The organism is Peribacillus sp. P4_B1, assembly GCF_056402395.1.
Genome location: NZ_JBFUHM010000020.1, coordinates 14,900 through 33,244 on the forward strand (window position 1 = coordinate 14,900; position 18,345 = coordinate 33,244).

Sequence of the window (18,345 nt, forward strand, 5' to 3'; positions counted from 1 at the left end):
TCCCAACATGGGCCGTCTTATTTTTGGTAAAAGAGTGATTACATCTTTTTACAGTATCCTTATAGGAGTGAATGTTAAATTATGTAGCATGATTTCATGGGCTAGATTGATATTCTGCTTATTCAACTGGTTAATATGATTTTTACATTGTTTGGCATAAACTAATTTAATGCCAATAAATGAACCATTGATCTACAAAAAGAGGAGTGTCGGAAAAATTCTGACACTCTCACTGATTGCAAAACTATTATTCTTTAGTAACTAATTTCAATGGAACAGATATTTTTTCGTCTACCTTTTCACCTTTTAAGATCTTTTCAGCCGCATTAACCGCTTCTTCACCGATAAGTGCCGGTTGTTGGGCGATTGTAGCTTTTAGTTCACCGTTTTCAACCGCTTTCAATGCATCATCATTTCCGTCAAAGCCAACGACGATGATGTCTTTGCCTGCCGCCTTGATTGCTTCAATTGCTCCTAGTGCCATTTCATCATTATGGGCGAATACCGCTTGGATGTCTTTATTGCCTTGCAGAATATTTTCCATGACGTTAAGCCCTTTTGTCCGGTCGAATTCCGCCGTTTGGCTTGTCAGGACATCTAACTGCTTGTCCGCAATATTGTGGAAACCTTTCCCGCGTTCACGAGTTGCAGATGCTCCGGATACCCCTTCAAGCTCCACTACTTTCGCTTTATCGCCAAGCTCTTTAACTAGATATTCTGCAGCCATTTCCCCGCCAGCCACATTATCGGAAGCGATGAACGTTTCAATGTCGCCTTCGTCTGAAGAGCGGTCAATCGTGATAACGGGAATGCCCTCATCATTAGCATCCTGAACGGCTGAAGATATTGCCGCAGAGTCAGTTGGATTCACAAGAAGGACATCAACCTTTTGAAGGATTAAATCTTCAATTCCGCTGATTTGTTTTGCCGTATCATCCTGGGCGTCAACAACTGTGACTTTCATGCCCTTTTCTTTTGCCTCTTTTTCAATGCCATCTTTTAAGGAAACGAAGAATGGGTTGTTTAAAGTAGAAATGCTGACCCCGACTTTCACATCTTTCATGGAGTCTTTCTTTTCTTTTTTATCATCTGTTAAACCAGAGTCCATTGAACAGGCAGCCAAGACCATTAAAGAAAGAACCATGATGATCGATACTATTTTTTTCATTGATTACACCTCTTCTTATGATTTTTTACGGTCAAGTACGACCGCGATTAATATAACTGCACCTTTTACCACTTGCTGGTAGAAAGAGGATACACCAAGTAAATTCATGCCGTTATTCAAGGTACCGATGATCAGGACACCCACCAGCGTACCGAACAACCGCCCTTTACCGCCTGAAAGGCTCGTTCCGCCTAGCACCACGGCTGCAATGGCATCCATTTCATAGGATTGGCCTGCAGTCGGCTGTGCCGAATTCAGACGGGATGTTAAAATGGCACCAGCGATTGCCGCCATCGTACCGGCCAGCCCATAAATGGCCACCTTGACTCGGTCGACTTTAATCCCCGAAATACGGGAAGCCCTTTCATTTCCGCCAATGGCATATGTTTTACGTCCAAATGATGTTTTATGAAGCAGGAACCAAAGGATGAAGAAAGCGATGACCATCACCACTGCCGGTACCGGCAGTCCGAGGAAGTATCCTCTCCCAAGCATCTGGAACATTTCAGAATCGCCGATTCCAGTAATCGGCTTTCCATCCGTATACACAAGCGTTAATCCCCGGAAAATCGTCATGGTGGCCAGTGTCACGATGAAAGGGGCCATTTTTCCCTTTGAAACGAGAATCCCATTGATTACCCCCATTATTGCACCTAGGAGAATCCCTACTAATATAGCTAAAATCGGATCTAATCCCGAGACCATCATACCAGCCATAAGTGCGCTGGATAGAGCTAAAATGGAACCGACGGACAAGTCGATGCCACCTGTCAATATGATAAAGGTCATCCCAAACGCAATAAGTGCATTGATGGAGGTTTGACGCAATAAATTCAAAATATTATTCGGTTCCATGAATGATGGATTTAAAACGGTTATTACGATAAATAATAGAATCAAGGCGAGTAACGGACCAAATTTCTGCCAAATCCCGCTTTTCCCTGTAGCCTCAAGTTTCATCCTAGTTCCCTCCTGTCGCCAATGCCATAATTTTTTCTTGCGTCGCTTCCTGCTTTATCAATTCCCCAGAAATTTTACCTTCGTGAACCACAAGGATTCTATCACTCATTCCAACAATTTCCGGAAGTTCGGACGAAACCATGATGATGGCGATGCCTCGCTCCGTCAATTCATTCATCAATTCATAAATCTCACGTTTTGCACCAACATCTATGCCTCGGGTCGGCTCATCCATAATTAAAACTTTAGGGGACGTTCCGATCCATTTGGCTATTACCACTTTTTGTTGATTCCCTCCGGATAGATTGCCGATGACCGTTTCCGCAGAAGATGTCTTCACGTGAAGTCGCTTAATCATCATTTCGGCAAAGTTTTTCTCATCTTCCTTTTTTACGAGTCCGTTAGGAGCAAAACTCTTCAGATTCGGCAATCCGATATTTTCCCTTACTGAGAAGTCCAGGATCAACCCCTCTTCTTTACGATTTTCCGTAATGAAAGCCAGGCCGTGCCGAACTGCATCCGTTGGTTTTCGTATGGAAACTTTCTTGCCTTCAATGGTAATTTCACCGCCGTCTATTTGGTCGACACCAAAAAGGGCGCGCATTATTTCTGTTCTGCCTGCTCCCATTAATCCGGCTACACCCACAATCTCGCCTTGCCGAACTGCGAAATGGATATCTTCAAAAAGGCCCGTTTTAGTTAATCCTTTTACATCGAGGACTACGTCTCCAGGATTCGCTTCACGATGAGGAAAACGGTCCTCCAGCTCCCGTCCGACCATTTTTTGAACGACTTCATCGAAATTGGTATCTGCAATTTTTTTCGTATCGACTGTTTTTCCGTCACGCATAACGGTGATCCTGTCACAAATGGCAAATATCTCCTCCATCCGGTGAGAGATATAAACAAGTGATACACCCTTTTTAGTTAGTCCCTTCATCACTTCAAAGAGTTTTTCTATTTCTCTATCGGTTAGAGCTGCGGTCGGTTCATCCATGATGATGACCTCGGCATCCGTCATAAGCGCTTTGGCGATTTCAATCATTTGCTGTTCCCCGACAGAACAAAGTCCGGCTTCCTTATCAAGAGGAAGGGATATATTTAGTGTTTTAAAAATCTCATTTGCACGCGCTTTCATTTGTTTCGTCTTTAAGACACCGAAGGGATTCACCATTTCCCTGCCGATAAATAGATTCTCCAGCACGGTCATTTCGGGCCAAATATTCAATTCCTGACGGATAAAGGCCATTCCTGCCTCTTCGGCTTCCTTTGAATCCCTGAAGGAGGTTTCTTTACCGTTAATCTCGATCGTTCCTTGATCTTGTTTATGCAGCCCGGTCAAAATGTTCATCAAGGTTGATTTCCCTGCTCCATTCTCCCCCATTAGTGCATGTACTTCCCCAGCCTCTAAAGAAAAATGAACACCTTCCAATACCTTGTTTTGACCAAATGCTTTATAAATATTGTGCATTTCGATTTGCATGCTCATCATCTCATTTCTTTAAAAGAATACTCCAGACTGCAATATGCAATTTGAATATGGCGTCGTCTCCCCGGTCCGGATAATGGCTTTCGCGTTACTTGTCAGCCTTTTAAAATCCTCATGCGAAACATATTCAATCGCATCTCCGAATTGCTGCTCCATATATTGATGCTGTTCTGGATTTTTATCCTTCACTTCAGTGGCAGCGATAACTTTTTCAATAACCATATCTTCGTGAACGGCTCGAACGACATCTTGAAATGATGGTGTTCCAGTCGTCAATGCCAAATCTATCTTGCAAACTCCCACTGGCACCGGCAGCCCGGCATCACCTACGACAATATAATCTGTATGACCAAGGTCTGCTAGGACCTTGGCTATTGAACTATTGATGATTCCTTGACGTTTCATGCTAAGCCCCTTTCGACTTCTTTCCTTTGCGGCATGCCACCTTGAGCACCTAACTTCGTCACGGAAATGGAAGCTGCCCGGTTCGCGAATAACAAACATTCGTCAAAACTTTTTCCTTCCGCAACACCCACCGCAAAAGCAGCATTGAATGTATCCCCTGCCCCTGTTGTGTCCACCGCTTCCACTGTAAAGCTTGGAACAACCTTTTCTTTATGCCCGTCAAAATATCGGACACCATTTTTTCCTTCTGTAATGAATAATTTATTTGGATACTCAGTCAAGACTTTCGTTCGATCTCTCCCATTGAATAGTATTTCGAATTCATGCTCATTCGGTGTAAGGAAGGATGCCTGTTGAATGACAGCATCGCTTAGCTTGCGGGCGGGAGCTGGGTTCAAAAGTAATTTCTTATGAAGCGTGTTGCACAATTCAGATAGATATTCCACCGTTTCTTCAGGTATTTCCTGCTGAACCAGCACGATATCCGATTCCTGAATGACCTTTTTCGCCTTTTTTACATATTCAGGAGTAATGAAATCATTTGCACCTTTTACGACAATAATGCTGTTATCACCTTCTGAAAGGGTGATGTGTGCTGTCCCGGAAGCGGAACCTGTAACCGGTTCCACATACTCTGTGTTTACATGATTTTTTTTCAGGTTTTCTAATATGATCTCTCCATAGACATCATCACCTACACATCCAACCATCGATACTTGTGCACCAAGACGGGCCGCTGCCACAGCCTGATTGGCTCCTTTCCCTCCAGGAACCGTTATAAAAGACTCTCCTAAAACCGTTTCCCCAGCCATTGGCCGCTTTGCTGATGTCACCACTAAGTCCATTGAGGAACTTCCCACTACTGTAATTCTAATCATGTCTTCTCCGCCTTCCTTCTCGTTGTTTGTCTCTCCACAAAAGAAACAGGGAGCTTTTTGTGCGTTACTTCCAATTTTTCCTGATTGATCCTTTTAATGAGCATTTCCGCCGCTTGTGCCCCCATCTCATAGGCTGGCTGCCTTATTGTCGATAATGGTGGGTGCAATAACGATGTAAAAGCGATATCATCATAGCCGATCAATTGTATGTCTTCCGGAATCCGTATTCCCCGTTTTAAAATCTCCTGAAGTGCGGCAGCTGCAACGATATCATTACAAGCTATGATTCCATCCGTTTCCGGATATTGCTCGAACAGCTGTCCCACACAAATTTGGCCGCCCTTAAGGGTCAGAGTTGAATCCATGACTTGCACGTTCACTTCCGCTTGTTCCAATTCCTCCAATGCAGCCTTATATCGTTCATATACAGGCTTTATTTCGACAGGCCCCCTAATGAGGACAATATTCGTACTGCCTCTATCCAGCAATACGCGTGCTGCCAGCTTACCGCCTGTCTTTTGATCGGAATAAACGGCTGGTAATTTCTCTGCTGTACGGTCGAGAAGGACTACTGGAATATCCAGGTTATCGAAGTTTTCATTTGCTTCTTCACTAGTGGAAGCAATCATGCCCACTACATTATTCTGTAGAAAAGTGTCAATATATTCTATTTCTTTATCTCTCTTTTCATCGCTATTTCCAAAGATTAATCGATATCCAAATTGCTGCAGATAATCCTCGACACCTCTTGCCATTTCTGGAAAGAAGGGATTCGTAATGTCCGGCAAGATTAAACCAATCAATTTGGATTTACGTTTGTAGAGGGATCTTGCCACTTCATTCGGTTTATAGTTTAACTTTTCAACAGCTGCCATGACCACCTTTTTTGTGTCCTCATGTGCATAACCACTGCCATTCATCACTCTAGAAACCGTAGCAACAGAAACCCCAGCTTCCTTTGCAACATCCCGAATAGTTGCCAATATATCCACCTCAATACTCTTATGTAACCGTTTACACAATAGCTTATCACCAATTTATATGAACGGCAAGTCCTATTCCAAAGATAATTTTTAGGGAGTTTGAACCAAAGAGGATAACACAATCTTTTTGTTTGCTATTATCGCTCTATAAACTTTTTAACAAAATTGATTGGAACGGGTGTACGAGACTCCTGCGGGAAAAGCGCGTCTAGGGAGACCCCGCAGGCGTAAGCCGAGGGCTGACCGCTCGCGGAAAGCGAGTAACAGGAGCGGAAATCAACGGTCAAATTGTAAAAACTATAAAAAACAGTAGACAAACTCGATTTTCCTCGGGTTTGTCTACTGTCTGAAACTGGCTCAAAAGTCTGAGCAAGCTTAACTTTAAAGCGTTTTTGCAGGTAACTTTTCAAAAAGTGCATTATTCACATGCCCAAACTCAGATGCATGCGGACGGTCTTCACCATCGCTATAACCATATTGAAGCATCCGATTTCTATTCAGGCATAGTTTTGTCAATTTTGGCGCAAAGAAATTGAATGTATCGAAACGATCCTGTAGCATAGGGAATTTTTTCTGATGTGTATGGATTGTTTGAGCGACACCTTCCCAAAAGGCATTCTCATCCAAAAGGGACCTTTTCATCAGAAGTGTTGACAAGTATCGGAAATGACAGATGAATAGTCCCGTGAAAATGAATTGAACCAGCCCCTCGGGAGTCTCACTTCTTAGTACTTTCCTTAAATCATCAGGAAGGCTGCTTAATTCAGGAAGCGGCTGATCACTGACGTTTACATCATCTACAAAATCCTTGATGGCCAAACGGTGAGGCTTGTAATCCTTCAAGACTAAAATGGTGTTTTGGCCATGCGGCGAGAATACCAATCCATATTGATAGATAAAATGTAATAATGGTGATAGAATGACGTCGAATAATTGAGCTGTCCAGGCTTCTGCAGTCAATCCCGATTTTTCAATAAGGCTTTCCACATATGGTTTCCCTTTGCTGTCCACATGTAAAAGGGACGCAAGCGTAATGGGCTTTTCGTCTTCTTCCATATAACTGTAAATGCTTTCTCTCCAAATACCGCCCAGCATCTCTAAATATTGATAGGGTACATTCTCTAGCTTGGAATAATACGGGTGATCAACATTTAAACTGGCCACTTCACCAGGAAGCACCACTTTGCATTGTTCTTTCAAGAATGAATCATTTTCATAAATGTTCTTTATATACTCTGTGATTTTTGGCGCAATGACTGTGCGTTCCGCTGGTAATCCACGGTAGACTAGCGTATTTAAAATGCTCATTGGCAGCTTGACGTGGTGTTTATTCTTATTCGATACATTAACAAATGTCCGGATGGATTGTTGCGGCAGATACTCATCAGGACCATTTCCTAAAGCTACAATCAGCCCTTTAGCCAAGTCATCGGTAAAATTCTGGATGATTACATTCTTCCACTGCCATTCATGGACTGGGAGGTAGTAATAGTTTTCTGCCTTCAGCCCTTTCTCTGTCAATCTTTTTACAAATGATTTTTGGGTTTCCTCATCTAGTTCATTCTCCATCAATTGCTTATAGGACAACGTTTCGATGGAATTGAACTCACCCCTCGTTTTATGGACCGCAATCCATGATAACTGAACTTCCTTCTGGTTTTCTGGAGCAAACTTCAAGTAATCATCAAAACCGAAACCGATTCTTCCCTTGTTATAAGCGATCCAAGGGTGACCGCTCATTTCTCCTTCAAGTAACGCATAGTCCAGCTCGACTAAATCATCCGCGTCTTGTTCAGGTTTGGATAGCAATTGAAGGTCCGCAAGCAGCGTATGATGGAATTCTTTAATTAAATGTCCTGTTGTTTCTGCAGTCATCCCAATTAACGGCTGAATGTCTAAAATGAATTGAATAGCATCATTGGCCTGTGTAAAACCTTCCATTTCGCAGACCTGGATCGACTCAGCCTGTACTTCATAGCTGTCAAAAAGACGGGGCGAAGCCAAAAATTGATAAGATTTCCCCTCATTAATCTCTAACTCATATAGGTTTCCTGCTTCATTTTCTTTCAATACAGCTGGATGGATCATATCTTCATACATATACTCAGAAATCATCTTGGCCAGCAGGTTTTGGTTTACTATCGACCAATTTTTTTCAGAAATCGCCTGTTCCACTTCATTCATGAACTGCATATATTGCTCCCCTTTCCTTCTATTAGTAAGCCATGACTGGTGATTTTACACGGAATGACTGAAAAGCACCCTTTGGCTCGGATGGATAAACCTCTTTACCTGCCAATTGATTGATAATAATGGAATTTCGGAATGCCCCTAATCCTAGATCAGGTGCCCCCACGCCATGCGTATGTACCTCGCCATTTTGAATAAAAAGATGATTCGCTGTAGAGATGGTCGTTCCAACCCGATAGTCTTTCGTAATTGCAAGACGGCCTAAATCATCGCGGATTAAAAGCTCTTCCATGGTGTCAAGAAATGCCGGAACGGTCGATTTATAGCCCGTTCCAAAAACAACAGCCTCTGTATCCACATCAAATTCACTTTCTTCCACCCATTGTGAACATTTCAATGTCCAGCCATTTTCAGTTGGCTCTACGGATGCAACTTCCGTCATCGCCCTAAGTTCAATGGAAAGCTCTGCATTTCCAATCGATTTTTCATACATCTTGTCAAAAATCGCCGCAATTGTTGTCGCGCTGATTCCTTTATACAAGAGGTCTTGTTTTGGTAAAATGTCATCCTTCTTTTCCTGTGGCAGCCGATAAAAGAAATCAAGGTAATCCGGAGTGAAGTACTCCAACCCAAGTTTTGAATATTCCATAGGGAAAAACCCTTTGGACCTTGTATACCAGTTTAGCTGGTAACCATGCTTCTCCTGCTCATTCAGAAGATCTTCAAAAACCTCGGCCGCACTCTGTCCAGATCCGACAACCGTGATGGATTTTTTCTTCAGGACATTTTCTTTGTTCCGTAAATAATCGGCCGAATGAAGGATGCTCTCTCCTTTATATGGACTAAATGCAGACGGGACAGTCGGGGCACTTCCAATTCCCATGACTACATGGCGGCTATAATAGACTTCGATCTTTTGTGTTTGTTCATCCCTTACACTGATTTGATAGAAGGTTTCATCTTGATTCCCTATATACTCCACCGCCTCCACCGCTTTTCCAAAACAGCAGCTATCAAGTTGATTGGCAGTCCAGCGGCAATAGTCGTTATATTCTTTTCGTGGAATCAAGAATTTTTCAAGGAAGTAGAAATGATAAAGCCGGTCATGCTGCTGTAAATAATTCAGGTAACTATATCGACTTGTCACATCTGCCATGCTGACTAGATCAGCAAAGAACGGTACCTGCAGAGTTGTCCCCTCCAACAGCATCCCTTCATGCCAATTGAATTCCTGCTTTTTCTCAAAAAAGACGGCATTCAACTCCGGGGTTTTCTCCAAAAGGGCTGCAAGTCCAAGATTAAAGGGACCTATCCCTATCCCTACCAGGTCATAGATAGATTGTTGCTTCTCCATACTTCCACTTCCTCTCGAAATTCTCCCGTGTACATGCCATGAGTAATGCTGTTTTGTCAGGGAGCTCAATTTCTTTAATTGGGGTAAACCCACACTTTTCAAATAGATGAATCATCTTTGCGTTCCGGATATCCGGTTCTGCCATCACCTTTTTTGTTCTAGCAGTAAGTAGTTGGTATTTCACCATTGCACGTAAGAACGGCAAAGCCAGTCCTTTTCCAAGATAATCTGGATCACCAATGAGTAAATGAATGCCTTGATCTCCCTCTTCAGACTGATAATAGTCTTCGATGATATCGCCTTTTACCCAATACGATTCCCAATAGCTCATTGGGATTGAGTCCAGGCAGCCTAAATAGATTGTTTGGTGTGCATCAGCCAATGCCTTTTGCAAATGAACAGCAAATTTTTCTTTTGTGAAATTCAAATTCCAGTAGGGTATTACATGATCTTCATGCATCCATTTATGTAGAATATCTAAATCCCTCTCAAATTCAACTTTGACGAATGAAAGCTGTTGATTACAGTCCTTCAGCATTTCTTCATAACTATTTTTCATGGACGGCTAAAACCCCCTGCGCGAATGGATTTTCAATGGTCGTATAAACGGATTGCGTCTCAAGTGAACCAACAAGTTCATCCATATCATGAAACCGCGTCAGTAAATTAGCCTTACAAGATAATTCCCGGGCATGAAGCAACCTTGCAATAACTCGATTCAACCCCTCATCCCCGCTTTCCCTGCTGCTTGTTTCCAGTTGTTCCTGAACGAGCTGTAACAGGGTTTTCTCTGATACTAACCCTTCCGTACCAAAATTATTGATCAAGCCTAATAAGTGATTAAAAAAGAAATAGTATTGCAGTCTCTCTTCAGCGACTTCATCAGAACAAATCGTGAAGCTTTTTTCACTGAGTTCAGGCAGGATCTTCAACAGCCTGTCTACTTTGGACTCACAATAGTAATACCCTTGATTATCGCGATAATAAAAAGTGGATGGATACCCATCTTGAAGTTGAATGATGGAATTTTGTTGATGGGCTTCTAAAACGATTCCATACACTTCAAATAGCCAAAGCATCGGTTTTAATGTCATTGAAAGATAAGTTTTGAACCAATCCTTACTTACCTCTTCGGTACTGCGGTTTTCATCAGCTGATAATTTGCGGATGATCGCTCCAAGCCTTGATGGTGCACCATAGGCATTATCCTGGCATAAGCCTGCAATCAGGCTTGCTTGTTCATTGTTTTCATAAAAAGGGTTTTCCCGGATATCAACATCGAACCCTGATTCTTGTTCTGTTGTTTTGATCGTTAGATAAGCAGGGTCCTTAATAATACGGAAGGAAGGATACTGTTCTTTTAGCATGTCTCCCACTTTTGAATCGATTAATTTAGCGATTTCCACACCACGATCAAGTTCTTTTTGCAGATTTGCACGTAACGAATTCGTGATTTTGACCGGAACGGAAAATTTGTACATATATCTCGATGTGGCACTATATACCGTTCTAAAAGAAGAGGTAGCCGTGAATTTTTTCCCAAGCGGTCCCACGTAAATTAGTGTTCCTTGCTCGATAAGCCTTTTAACTTCTTCTTTTTCGATAAGCACTTTTGCCTGGAGCGGATGTGCTGGGATAATGCTATACCGGCTTTCCGTTTGGCAATACGTTTCACGGAATTCACTGGAAATCTCCAAGTCACCGGCTAGCTCCTGTTTAATGATTTCACTTGCCGATCGGACTTCACTGGAATCTTGGATGACGATCGAAGGCTCTGCCAGGAAGTAGTGCAGCTGAAACTCACCTTTTAATTCGGGTGAATAGATCCATTCATCTTTTTCTGAAATGCCCTGCTTACTTTTCGGTGTAGGATGGAACAGGTGCCCAAATAATAGCGACTGCTCCGCTTCGATAAAGGTAAAATCAGGACTTTGAAGCGCATCAATGTCTTCTGTCCTTGCTTCCACATACCGTTGGATATTTTGGCTGCTCAGGATGACACGCAGCATCAATTCATCTTCACTATCCGTCCTGCCCTGCTCATTCAATAATTCTTTAGAAACAATCGAGACCATCGTCACATAATCTAATTCACGTACTTGTTTGGATGCATTTTGGTAGTAAATCGGGAATGTAAAAATATGACGCCCCGTTTCCGACCAATATTTCAATGGAACTAGCAATGCAATATCTTGGGATAAGAGATTACTGACTAATAATGAATCCGGAATAGAACCCTCCAAATCAGGCCAGTTCTTCGTTTCCTCCAAACTGCAATTTCCAGTTTCCCGGAAATAACAATTCAGAAAGCTTTGCATCGTCGCCCTTTCAGCTATCTGCTTACCATTCATCTTCATTCCTCCATCATCTTGAACATTTCACCTAATACCCGGATTTCGTCTAAAATTCCCTCAATGTGTTCAAGCCTTGTCATTGGATTCAATAGTGTCATTTTTAAATACACCTGTCCGTCAAAACGCGTTTTTGCTAAAAATGCCCGTCCGCTTTTCAGTAATTCTTGCTGAATCTGTTTATTTAATAGATTTACTAACCGATCACTTTCTCCCTCGGGATTATAACGGAATACAACCGCATTCAATTCAGGGTCTTTATTTAATACACTGAATCCTTCCGCTTGATCGATCTTCACAGCCACTTCACGTGCAAGGTGACAAGTATAGTCAATCATTTCGGCAAAGGTATCCAGTCCGACAACCTTCAATGACATCCAAAGTTTCAGTGCATCGAACCTTCTCGTCGTTTGCACCGATTTATTGACTAAGTGAACCATGCCCTCCGCTTCATCTTCCTGTGGATTCAAGTAATCGGCGTGATGCTGGATATATTGAAATGAGTTGGTGTCCGATACAAGAAATGCACCACAACTGATGGGTTGGTAGAATAATTTGTGAAAATCAACCGTAATCGAGTCTGCCAGTTCAATTCCGCTGATTAACTCTTTGTAATCCTTACTTAAAATCATCGCGCCGCCATATGCAGCGTCCACATGCAGCCATATCCCATTCTTCCTTGCTGCTTGGGATACTTCATGTAATGGATCGATTGAACCGAAATCCGTCGTTCCGCAAGTAGCAACGATAGCAAATGGAAGTAAACCCTGTTCCTCTAAACGCAGTAACTCGTTGTTTAATTCACCCATAGACATACGATGATTTGAATCCGTTTTAACCGTGATCACTGCCTGTTCTCCAAGCCCCAGCTGTGCCGCTGATTTACGAACTGTAAAGTGGGCAGCCTCGGAGCATAAAATCCGCAATTTTTTCGCCTCGACCGGCAAGCCATGCTGTTGAACATCCACATCCCAGTAACGCTTACAATAAGCGTCCCTCGCCAATAGCAGTCCCATATAATTAGATTGGGTTCCACCGCTTGTGAAAATCCCATCCGCTTGTTCAGGCAACCCTACCTGACTGCACAGCCAATCTATTAAATGCTCTTCAACGAAGGTTGCCGTCGAGCTTTGGTCCCATGAATCCATGGATTGATTCAACGTACCGATAATCATTTCGGCAGCCACTGCAGGTATCAGTGTCGGGCAATGCAAATGTCCGATACAAGTAGGGCTGTGTACATTGATGCTGTCATTAATAACAAACTCTGCAAGCTCAGCAGCTACTGCTTCCATTGTCTCCCCTTTTAAGGAAGCGAGGGTCACCTCGTTTAACCTTGCTTCTATTTCATTCGGTTTTTTCCCAGAGTAAGCCAGATTGTTCCCCTTTAAAAAATTCGTCAGCTTTTTTTCTATGATTTTTAATGACTGGCTATAGTTATTGAAACCTTCTTCGTTGTTCAAAAATAATGGAGAATAGGCAAAATCAGTTTTTGTTTTAGTTTTAGTTATCATTTCGATCATTGATCATTCACCCTCTAGCAACAGCTGCACGAACAGCCTGTTCAAAAATTGCAGTGGCTTCATAAAGCTGGGATTCCGTTACGATCAATGGAGGCAAGAACCTCACTACACTTCCATGTCTGCCGCCAACTTCCAAAATCAACCCTCTTTGAAAACATTCCTGCTGAATGGCACTGGCAAGTTCCGAATCAGCTGGATGGCTTCCGTTCGCATTTTGCGGTTCTTTATGGTTGACCATTTCCACACCGACCATTAATCCACGGCCTCTAACATCCCCGATTTGCTGAAAATCCTTTTGCAAATCTCTAAGAATATTACTTAAGGTTTCTCCCATTTTAGCGGCATGATCCACAAGATTCGTCTCTTTCATATACTTTAAAGTTGCTGTTCCCGCTGCCATCGCCAATTGATTTCCACGGAACGTACCGATATGTGCACCTGGAGACCATATGTCCAACTCTTTGTTATAAATCACAACCGATAATGGAAGACTCCCCCCTATTGCTTTTGATAAGACCAGAACATCCGGAATGATTCCTGCATGTTCAAAGGCAAACATTTTCCCTGTCCGGCCGATACCGGATTGAACTTCGTCGATAATTAGCGGAATTCCCTTCTCTTTTGTTATTCTTCTGATTTCCTTAAGCCATGGAATTGGAGCGGGAATGGAACCACCCTCTCCTTGTACTGCCTCTAAAATCATTCCTGCAGGTGCCAATAAACCGGACTCAGGATCGTTTAGTAGATTTTCGATATACTGACTACTGATTTTATGGCTCTCTTCTCCGCCAATTCCAAAGGGACAGCGATATTGATAGGGATACGGCAGGAAATGTACATCCGGCATTAACCCTTGTATTTTTTCCTTTGGTTTTGTATTACCGCTGATTGACATGGTTGCATGGGTTGCCCCGTGGTAAGCCCCTTGGAAGGATAAAATGCTTCTGTTGCCTGTGGCTGTTTTAACTAATTTAAGCGCTGCCTCAATGGCATCTCCGCCAGTAGGACCACAGAATTGAATTTTTGCGTTTTTTCTGAATTCTTCAGGCAGGCTTTCAAAAATTTCATCAACGAACTGCTCCTTGATTGGTGTCGTAAAGTCCAATGTATGTAAAGGCCGTTTATCCTTAAGAACTTTTTCCATTGCTTCAAGCACAGCCGGATGATTGTGTCCGAGTGCTAATGTTCCAGCGCCGGCAAGAAAATCAATATATCTTTTTCCGTCCATGTCCGTTAAATAAATTCCCTCCGCTTGATCGATGGCCATGGGTAATCTTCTAGGATAAGATCGGGCATTTGATTCCCTTGTGTTTTGTTGTTCCAGTAATTGATCATTTTTTGTAAGCATGTTCGTTACCATAGTGAGCCTCCATGTATTAAATTAATTGAGAATAATTATCATTATCATGCAATTCATTCTACTGATAATGATAATTATTCTCAATAAGTAAATCCGCTCATTTTTCTTCTAGTAATTTCCAATAAAATTATGAAAAGGTTAAAATTGGGACTTGATCCCTATTTATACATTAAACAGAAAATTAATCTTAAGGTTTTATATAGTTGTGTTTCTAAGCTAAGTGAAGATGAAAATTATGAAAATGAGGAGTCACCAAAGAATGGTTTGAAGGGTGGCGGGAATGGCTTTTTGACAGTAACCACAACTTAAAAAGCACCTTACATTATTGTTATTTATTAACGTTAGTCATGTTATTCCATAAAGGGTCCTATAATGGAATATGCGAAAGTGCTAAGTTCTTTTAAAATGATATTTTTTAAACAAATATTACCAGTTTAGAATAATAGGGATTCTTTTTTATTGAATTGGCGTAAAGCCTTCCATTACTTTCGCCGATGACTTTAGACCAAAACCTTAAACTATATCGTTTTCCGCCTTCCTTATACTTTAACCGGATTATTCCGCCACCTTTTATTAATTTTTAGCTGCTAATCAATATAAAATATCCTTACTTGGTATAAAATAGTAAAATAGAGAGGTAAATGAACCTCTATTCAGAGGGATTGTTTACTTGTTTATCATTTGAAATTAGAGGGTAAAGATTTTCACTATTACTTTATCGATCGTTCAGCTTCAATTTTGTCAAAACGTGTCGGTGTCAGGGGGGAAACGGATGAAAAGAAATCATACGATGATGCAATTTTTCGAGTGGCATCTTGAGGCGGATGGTTCTCATTGGGACAGATTGAGGTATGCAGCCTCCAAGTTGAAGGATACAGGAATTGATTGCGTTTGGCTTCCGCCAGTTACCAAAGGGCAATCCATTGGGGATAATGGATATGGAATATATGACGGATACGATTTGGGGGAATTTGACCAAAAAGGAACCGTTCGTACCAAATACGGGACAAAAGATGAATTGCTTCAAGCGATAGCCACCTGTCATAACTACGGACTTTGCGTATATATCGATTTAGTCATGAACCACAAAGCAGGAGCTGATGGAACCGAAAAATTTGAAGTCATTGAAGTCAATCCGGACAACCGCATGGAAGATATCTCAGAACCATTTGAAATTGAAGGCTGGACAACATTCGATTTTCCAGGCCGTAAAAATCAATACTCTGATTTTAAGTGGAACCATACTCATTTTAATGGTACGGACTATGATGCCAAAAACGACAAGATGGGTATTTATCGGATTACAGGGGAAAATAAGCATTGGAATAAGCATGTCATCGATGAATTCGGCAACTATGATTATTTAATGTTTGCCAACATCGATTACAGTCTGCCAGAAGTTCGTCAGGAAATGATTAGCTGGGGAAAATGGATGGTTGATACGTTAAAGTGTGATGGTTTTCGTTTGGACGCCGTTAAACATATTGATTATGAATTCATCAACGAATTTCTAAAGGAACTCATTCCTTATACAAAGGAACATTTCTTCATGGTCGGCGAATTTTGGAAGGCGGATGTTAAAGCTTGTCAAACTTACTTAGATCAAACCAATCATGACCTCAACTTGTTCGATGTTTCCCTGCATTATAAATTTCACGAGGCTTCAAAAGCAGGAACTGACTTCGACCTCTCAACCATCTTTGATGATACCCTCGTCCAAACCAATCCGGCACAGGCCGTGACTTTTGTCGACAACCACGACTCCCAACCTCATGAATCACTGGAGTCTTGGGTAAAGGACTGGTTTAAACCATCGGCATATGCACTTATCTTGCTTAGACTTTGCGGTTATCCCTGTGTCTTTTACGGGGACTATTATGGAATCGGCGGGCCTTCTCCGGTACCTGGAAAAAAGGATATTCTAGATCGCCTACTATATGCCAGGTATGAAAAAGCTTACGGAGAACAGACCGACTACTTTGATGATCCAAATACGATAGGATGGGTCCGGCACGGAGTTGAAGAGCTAGAAGGCTCGGGGTGTGCCGTCATTATCTCCAATGGAGATCACAACAGTGAAAAAAGGATGTTCGTCGGTGAACATCGAGCTGGTGAAACCTGGAGTGATTTAACCTATCATAGAGATGACCACATTATCATTGAAGCAGATGGTTTCGCGACCTTTCCCGTTCATGGGAAAAGCGTATCCGTATGGGCATTAAATGATGTACCACTTAAAACGACACCACTCTAAAATGAGATAGCAAGGAACAGCATGTCGTTTGGAGATGTGCTGTTCTTTACTGATGACATCGCCCTTGAAAACCCAGGAGTATCATTCCTTCACAATGCAATTGGATCGTTACCCACGGAAAGATAATTTTTCCATTCGAAGCAATCATGGTAAGATAAGGGAAAAGGAGTTGAAGGAACGTGAAAAATGAAATCATTGAAAGATTCACTTCTTATGTTAAAGTGGATACCCAATCGAATGATGCAAATCCCTCATGCCCCTCTACACCTGGACAGTTAACCTTGGCAAATACATTGGTCCAGGAACTTCAATCAATTGGGATGAAGGAAGTCACAATGGATCAGAATGGTTATGTCATGGCTACCTTGCCAGCCAATTCAGATAAGGATGTCCCAACAGTTGGATTTTTGGCTCATATCGATACAGCTACGGATTTCACTGGGAAAGATGTAAAACCGCAGATCGTTGACAACTATGATGGTAAAGATGTTACTTTACATGAAAAATTGGATGTCATCCTCTCACCTGATGATTTCCCTTCGCTTAAGAATTATGAAGGGCATACCTTGATAACGACGGATGGTACAACCCTGTTAGGAGCGGATAATAAGGCTGGCATTGCCGAAATCATGACTGCCATGGATTATTTGATCCAGCATCCGGAAATCAAGCATGGAAAAATCCGTGTTGCCTTTACTCCCGATGAGGAAATCGGCAGGGGACCCCATAAGTTTGATGTAAATGCGTTTAATGCCCAATTTGCCTATACCGTGGACGGTGGACCGCTTGGGGAACTTGAATACGAGAGCTTCAATGCAGCATCGGCCAAAATCCTGATTAAAGGGACGAATATTCACCCTGGTACCGCTAAAGGAAAAATGGTGAACTCAGCTAAAATCGCCATGGAATTCCATAATAAGCTCCCAGTGGCAGAAGCACCGGAATATACGGAGGGTTACGAAGGATTTTATCATCTGATTTCATTTCACGGTGATGTGGAAGAGACCAAGCTTTCTTACATCATCAGGGATTTCAACCGCCAAAAATTTAATGATCGTAAGGAATATATGACAAAAGTCATCGAAGATTTAAAAGAAAAATATGGGCAAAAGCGTATCCAGCTTGAATTACACGACCAATACTTCAACATGAAGGAAAAAATTGAACCCGTGAAGGAAATCGTGGATATTGCCCATGAAGCAATGGAGAAACTCGGTATAAAACCGATAATCTCACCTATACGCGGTGGTACTGATGGATCTCAATTATCGTATATGGGATTGCCGACACCTAACATTTTTACGGGCGGCGAGAACTTTCATGGCAAGTATGAATTTATTTCCGTCGACAATATGGTACTGGCCACAAAGGTGATTGTTGGCATTGCCTCGCTCCTTGAAGAAAAAGCGAAGTAGCTTGATACGAAATGA

The 18,345-nt window shown here is 42.1% G+C and carries 15 protein-coding genes; 3 read left to right on the forward strand and 12 right to left on the reverse strand.

What is annotated here, in order from left to right; translation table 11 throughout:
• Positions 1-247: 247 nt before the first annotated feature.
• The 12 genes from rbsB to AC1DVK_RS13470 form a co-directional block, all read right to left on the reverse strand.
• Positions 248-1,168, reverse strand: coding sequence for a ribose ABC transporter substrate-binding protein RbsB (rbsB, locus tag AC1DVK_RS13415; RefSeq protein ID WP_477626669.1), 921 nt, complete (start codon positions 1,166-1,168; stop codon positions 248-250).
• A gap of 15 nt (positions 1,169-1,183) precedes the next feature.
• On the reverse strand, positions 1,184-2,128 hold the full coding sequence (locus AC1DVK_RS13420) for an ABC transporter permease (RefSeq protein WP_477626670.1): 945 nt from the start codon (positions 2,126-2,128) through the stop codon (positions 1,184-1,186).
• A gap of 1 nt (position 2,129) precedes the next feature.
• Positions 2,130-3,611, reverse strand: coding sequence for a sugar ABC transporter ATP-binding protein (locus tag AC1DVK_RS13425; protein ID WP_477626671.1), 1,482 nt, complete (start codon positions 3,609-3,611; stop codon positions 2,130-2,132).
• An 18-nt stretch (positions 3,612-3,629) separates the two neighbouring features.
• Positions 3,630-4,022 (reverse strand): D-ribose pyranase, encoded by a 393-nt coding sequence (gene rbsD, locus AC1DVK_RS13430; RefSeq protein ID WP_477626672.1) that lies wholly within the window; start codon positions 4,020-4,022, stop codon positions 3,630-3,632.
• The gene (gene rbsK / locus AC1DVK_RS13435) at positions 4,019-4,900 is read right to left on the reverse strand and encodes a ribokinase (RefSeq protein ID WP_477626673.1); all 882 of its coding nucleotides are present in this window, start codon (positions 4,898-4,900) and stop codon (positions 4,019-4,021) included. Before rbsK ends, rbsD begins: the two co-directional genes overlap by 4 nt.
• On the reverse strand, positions 4,897-5,883 hold the full coding sequence (locus AC1DVK_RS13440) for a LacI family DNA-binding transcriptional regulator (protein ID WP_477626674.1): 987 nt from the start codon (positions 5,881-5,883) through the stop codon (positions 4,897-4,899). Before AC1DVK_RS13440 ends, rbsK begins: the two co-directional genes overlap by 4 nt.
• A gap of 381 nt (positions 5,884-6,264) precedes the next feature.
• Positions 6,265-8,076: an IucA/IucC family protein gene (locus AC1DVK_RS13445; protein WP_477626675.1), complete on the reverse strand. Its 1,812-nt coding sequence runs from the start codon at positions 8,074-8,076 to the stop codon at positions 6,265-6,267.
• A gap of 22 nt (positions 8,077-8,098) precedes the next feature.
• Entirely contained in the window at positions 8,099-9,427 is a 1,329-nt protein-coding gene (locus AC1DVK_RS13450) for a lysine N(6)-hydroxylase/L-ornithine N(5)-oxygenase family protein (RefSeq protein ID WP_477626676.1), read from the reverse strand.
• On the reverse strand, positions 9,402-9,986 hold the full coding sequence (locus tag AC1DVK_RS13455) for a GNAT family N-acetyltransferase (RefSeq protein WP_477626677.1): 585 nt from the start codon (positions 9,984-9,986) through the stop codon (positions 9,402-9,404). The genes AC1DVK_RS13450 and AC1DVK_RS13455 overlap by 26 nt, the downstream gene beginning before the upstream one ends.
• Entirely contained in the window at positions 9,976-11,778 is a 1,803-nt protein-coding gene (locus AC1DVK_RS13460; protein WP_477626678.1) for an IucA/IucC family protein, read from the reverse strand. Before AC1DVK_RS13460 ends, AC1DVK_RS13455 begins: the two co-directional genes overlap by 11 nt.
• 2 nt (positions 11,779-11,780) lie before the next feature.
• Positions 11,781-13,301 carry a pyridoxal phosphate-dependent decarboxylase family protein gene (locus AC1DVK_RS13465; RefSeq protein WP_477626679.1) on the reverse strand — a complete coding sequence of 507 codons (1,521 nt, stop codon included), beginning with the start codon at positions 13,299-13,301 and terminating at the stop codon, positions 11,781-11,783.
• A gap of 7 nt (positions 13,302-13,308) precedes the next feature.
• Entirely contained in the window at positions 13,309-14,661 is a 1,353-nt protein-coding gene (locus tag AC1DVK_RS13470) for an aspartate aminotransferase family protein (RefSeq protein WP_410863810.1), read from the reverse strand.
• Between the two features lie 129 nt (positions 14,662-14,790).
• On the opposite strand from AC1DVK_RS13470, the gene AC1DVK_RS13475 reads away from it, so the two are divergent.
• The 3 genes from AC1DVK_RS13475 (at position 14,791) to pepT (ending at position 18,330) form a co-directional block, all read left to right on the forward strand.
• Complete coding sequence (locus AC1DVK_RS13475; RefSeq protein ID WP_477626680.1) at positions 14,791-14,970, forward strand: hypothetical protein; 180 nt, start codon at positions 14,791-14,793, stop codon at positions 14,968-14,970.
• Positions 14,971-15,433: 463 nt separating this feature from the next.
• A complete protein-coding gene (locus tag AC1DVK_RS13480) occupies positions 15,434-16,915 on the forward strand; it encodes an alpha-amylase (protein WP_477626681.1) in 1,482 nt (493 codons plus the stop codon).
• A 179-nt stretch (positions 16,916-17,094) separates the two neighbouring features.
• Complete coding sequence (gene pepT, locus AC1DVK_RS13485; RefSeq protein ID WP_089363714.1) at positions 17,095-18,330, forward strand: peptidase T; 1,236 nt, start codon at positions 17,095-17,097, stop codon at positions 18,328-18,330.
• Positions 18,331-18,345: the final 15 nt, after the last annotated feature.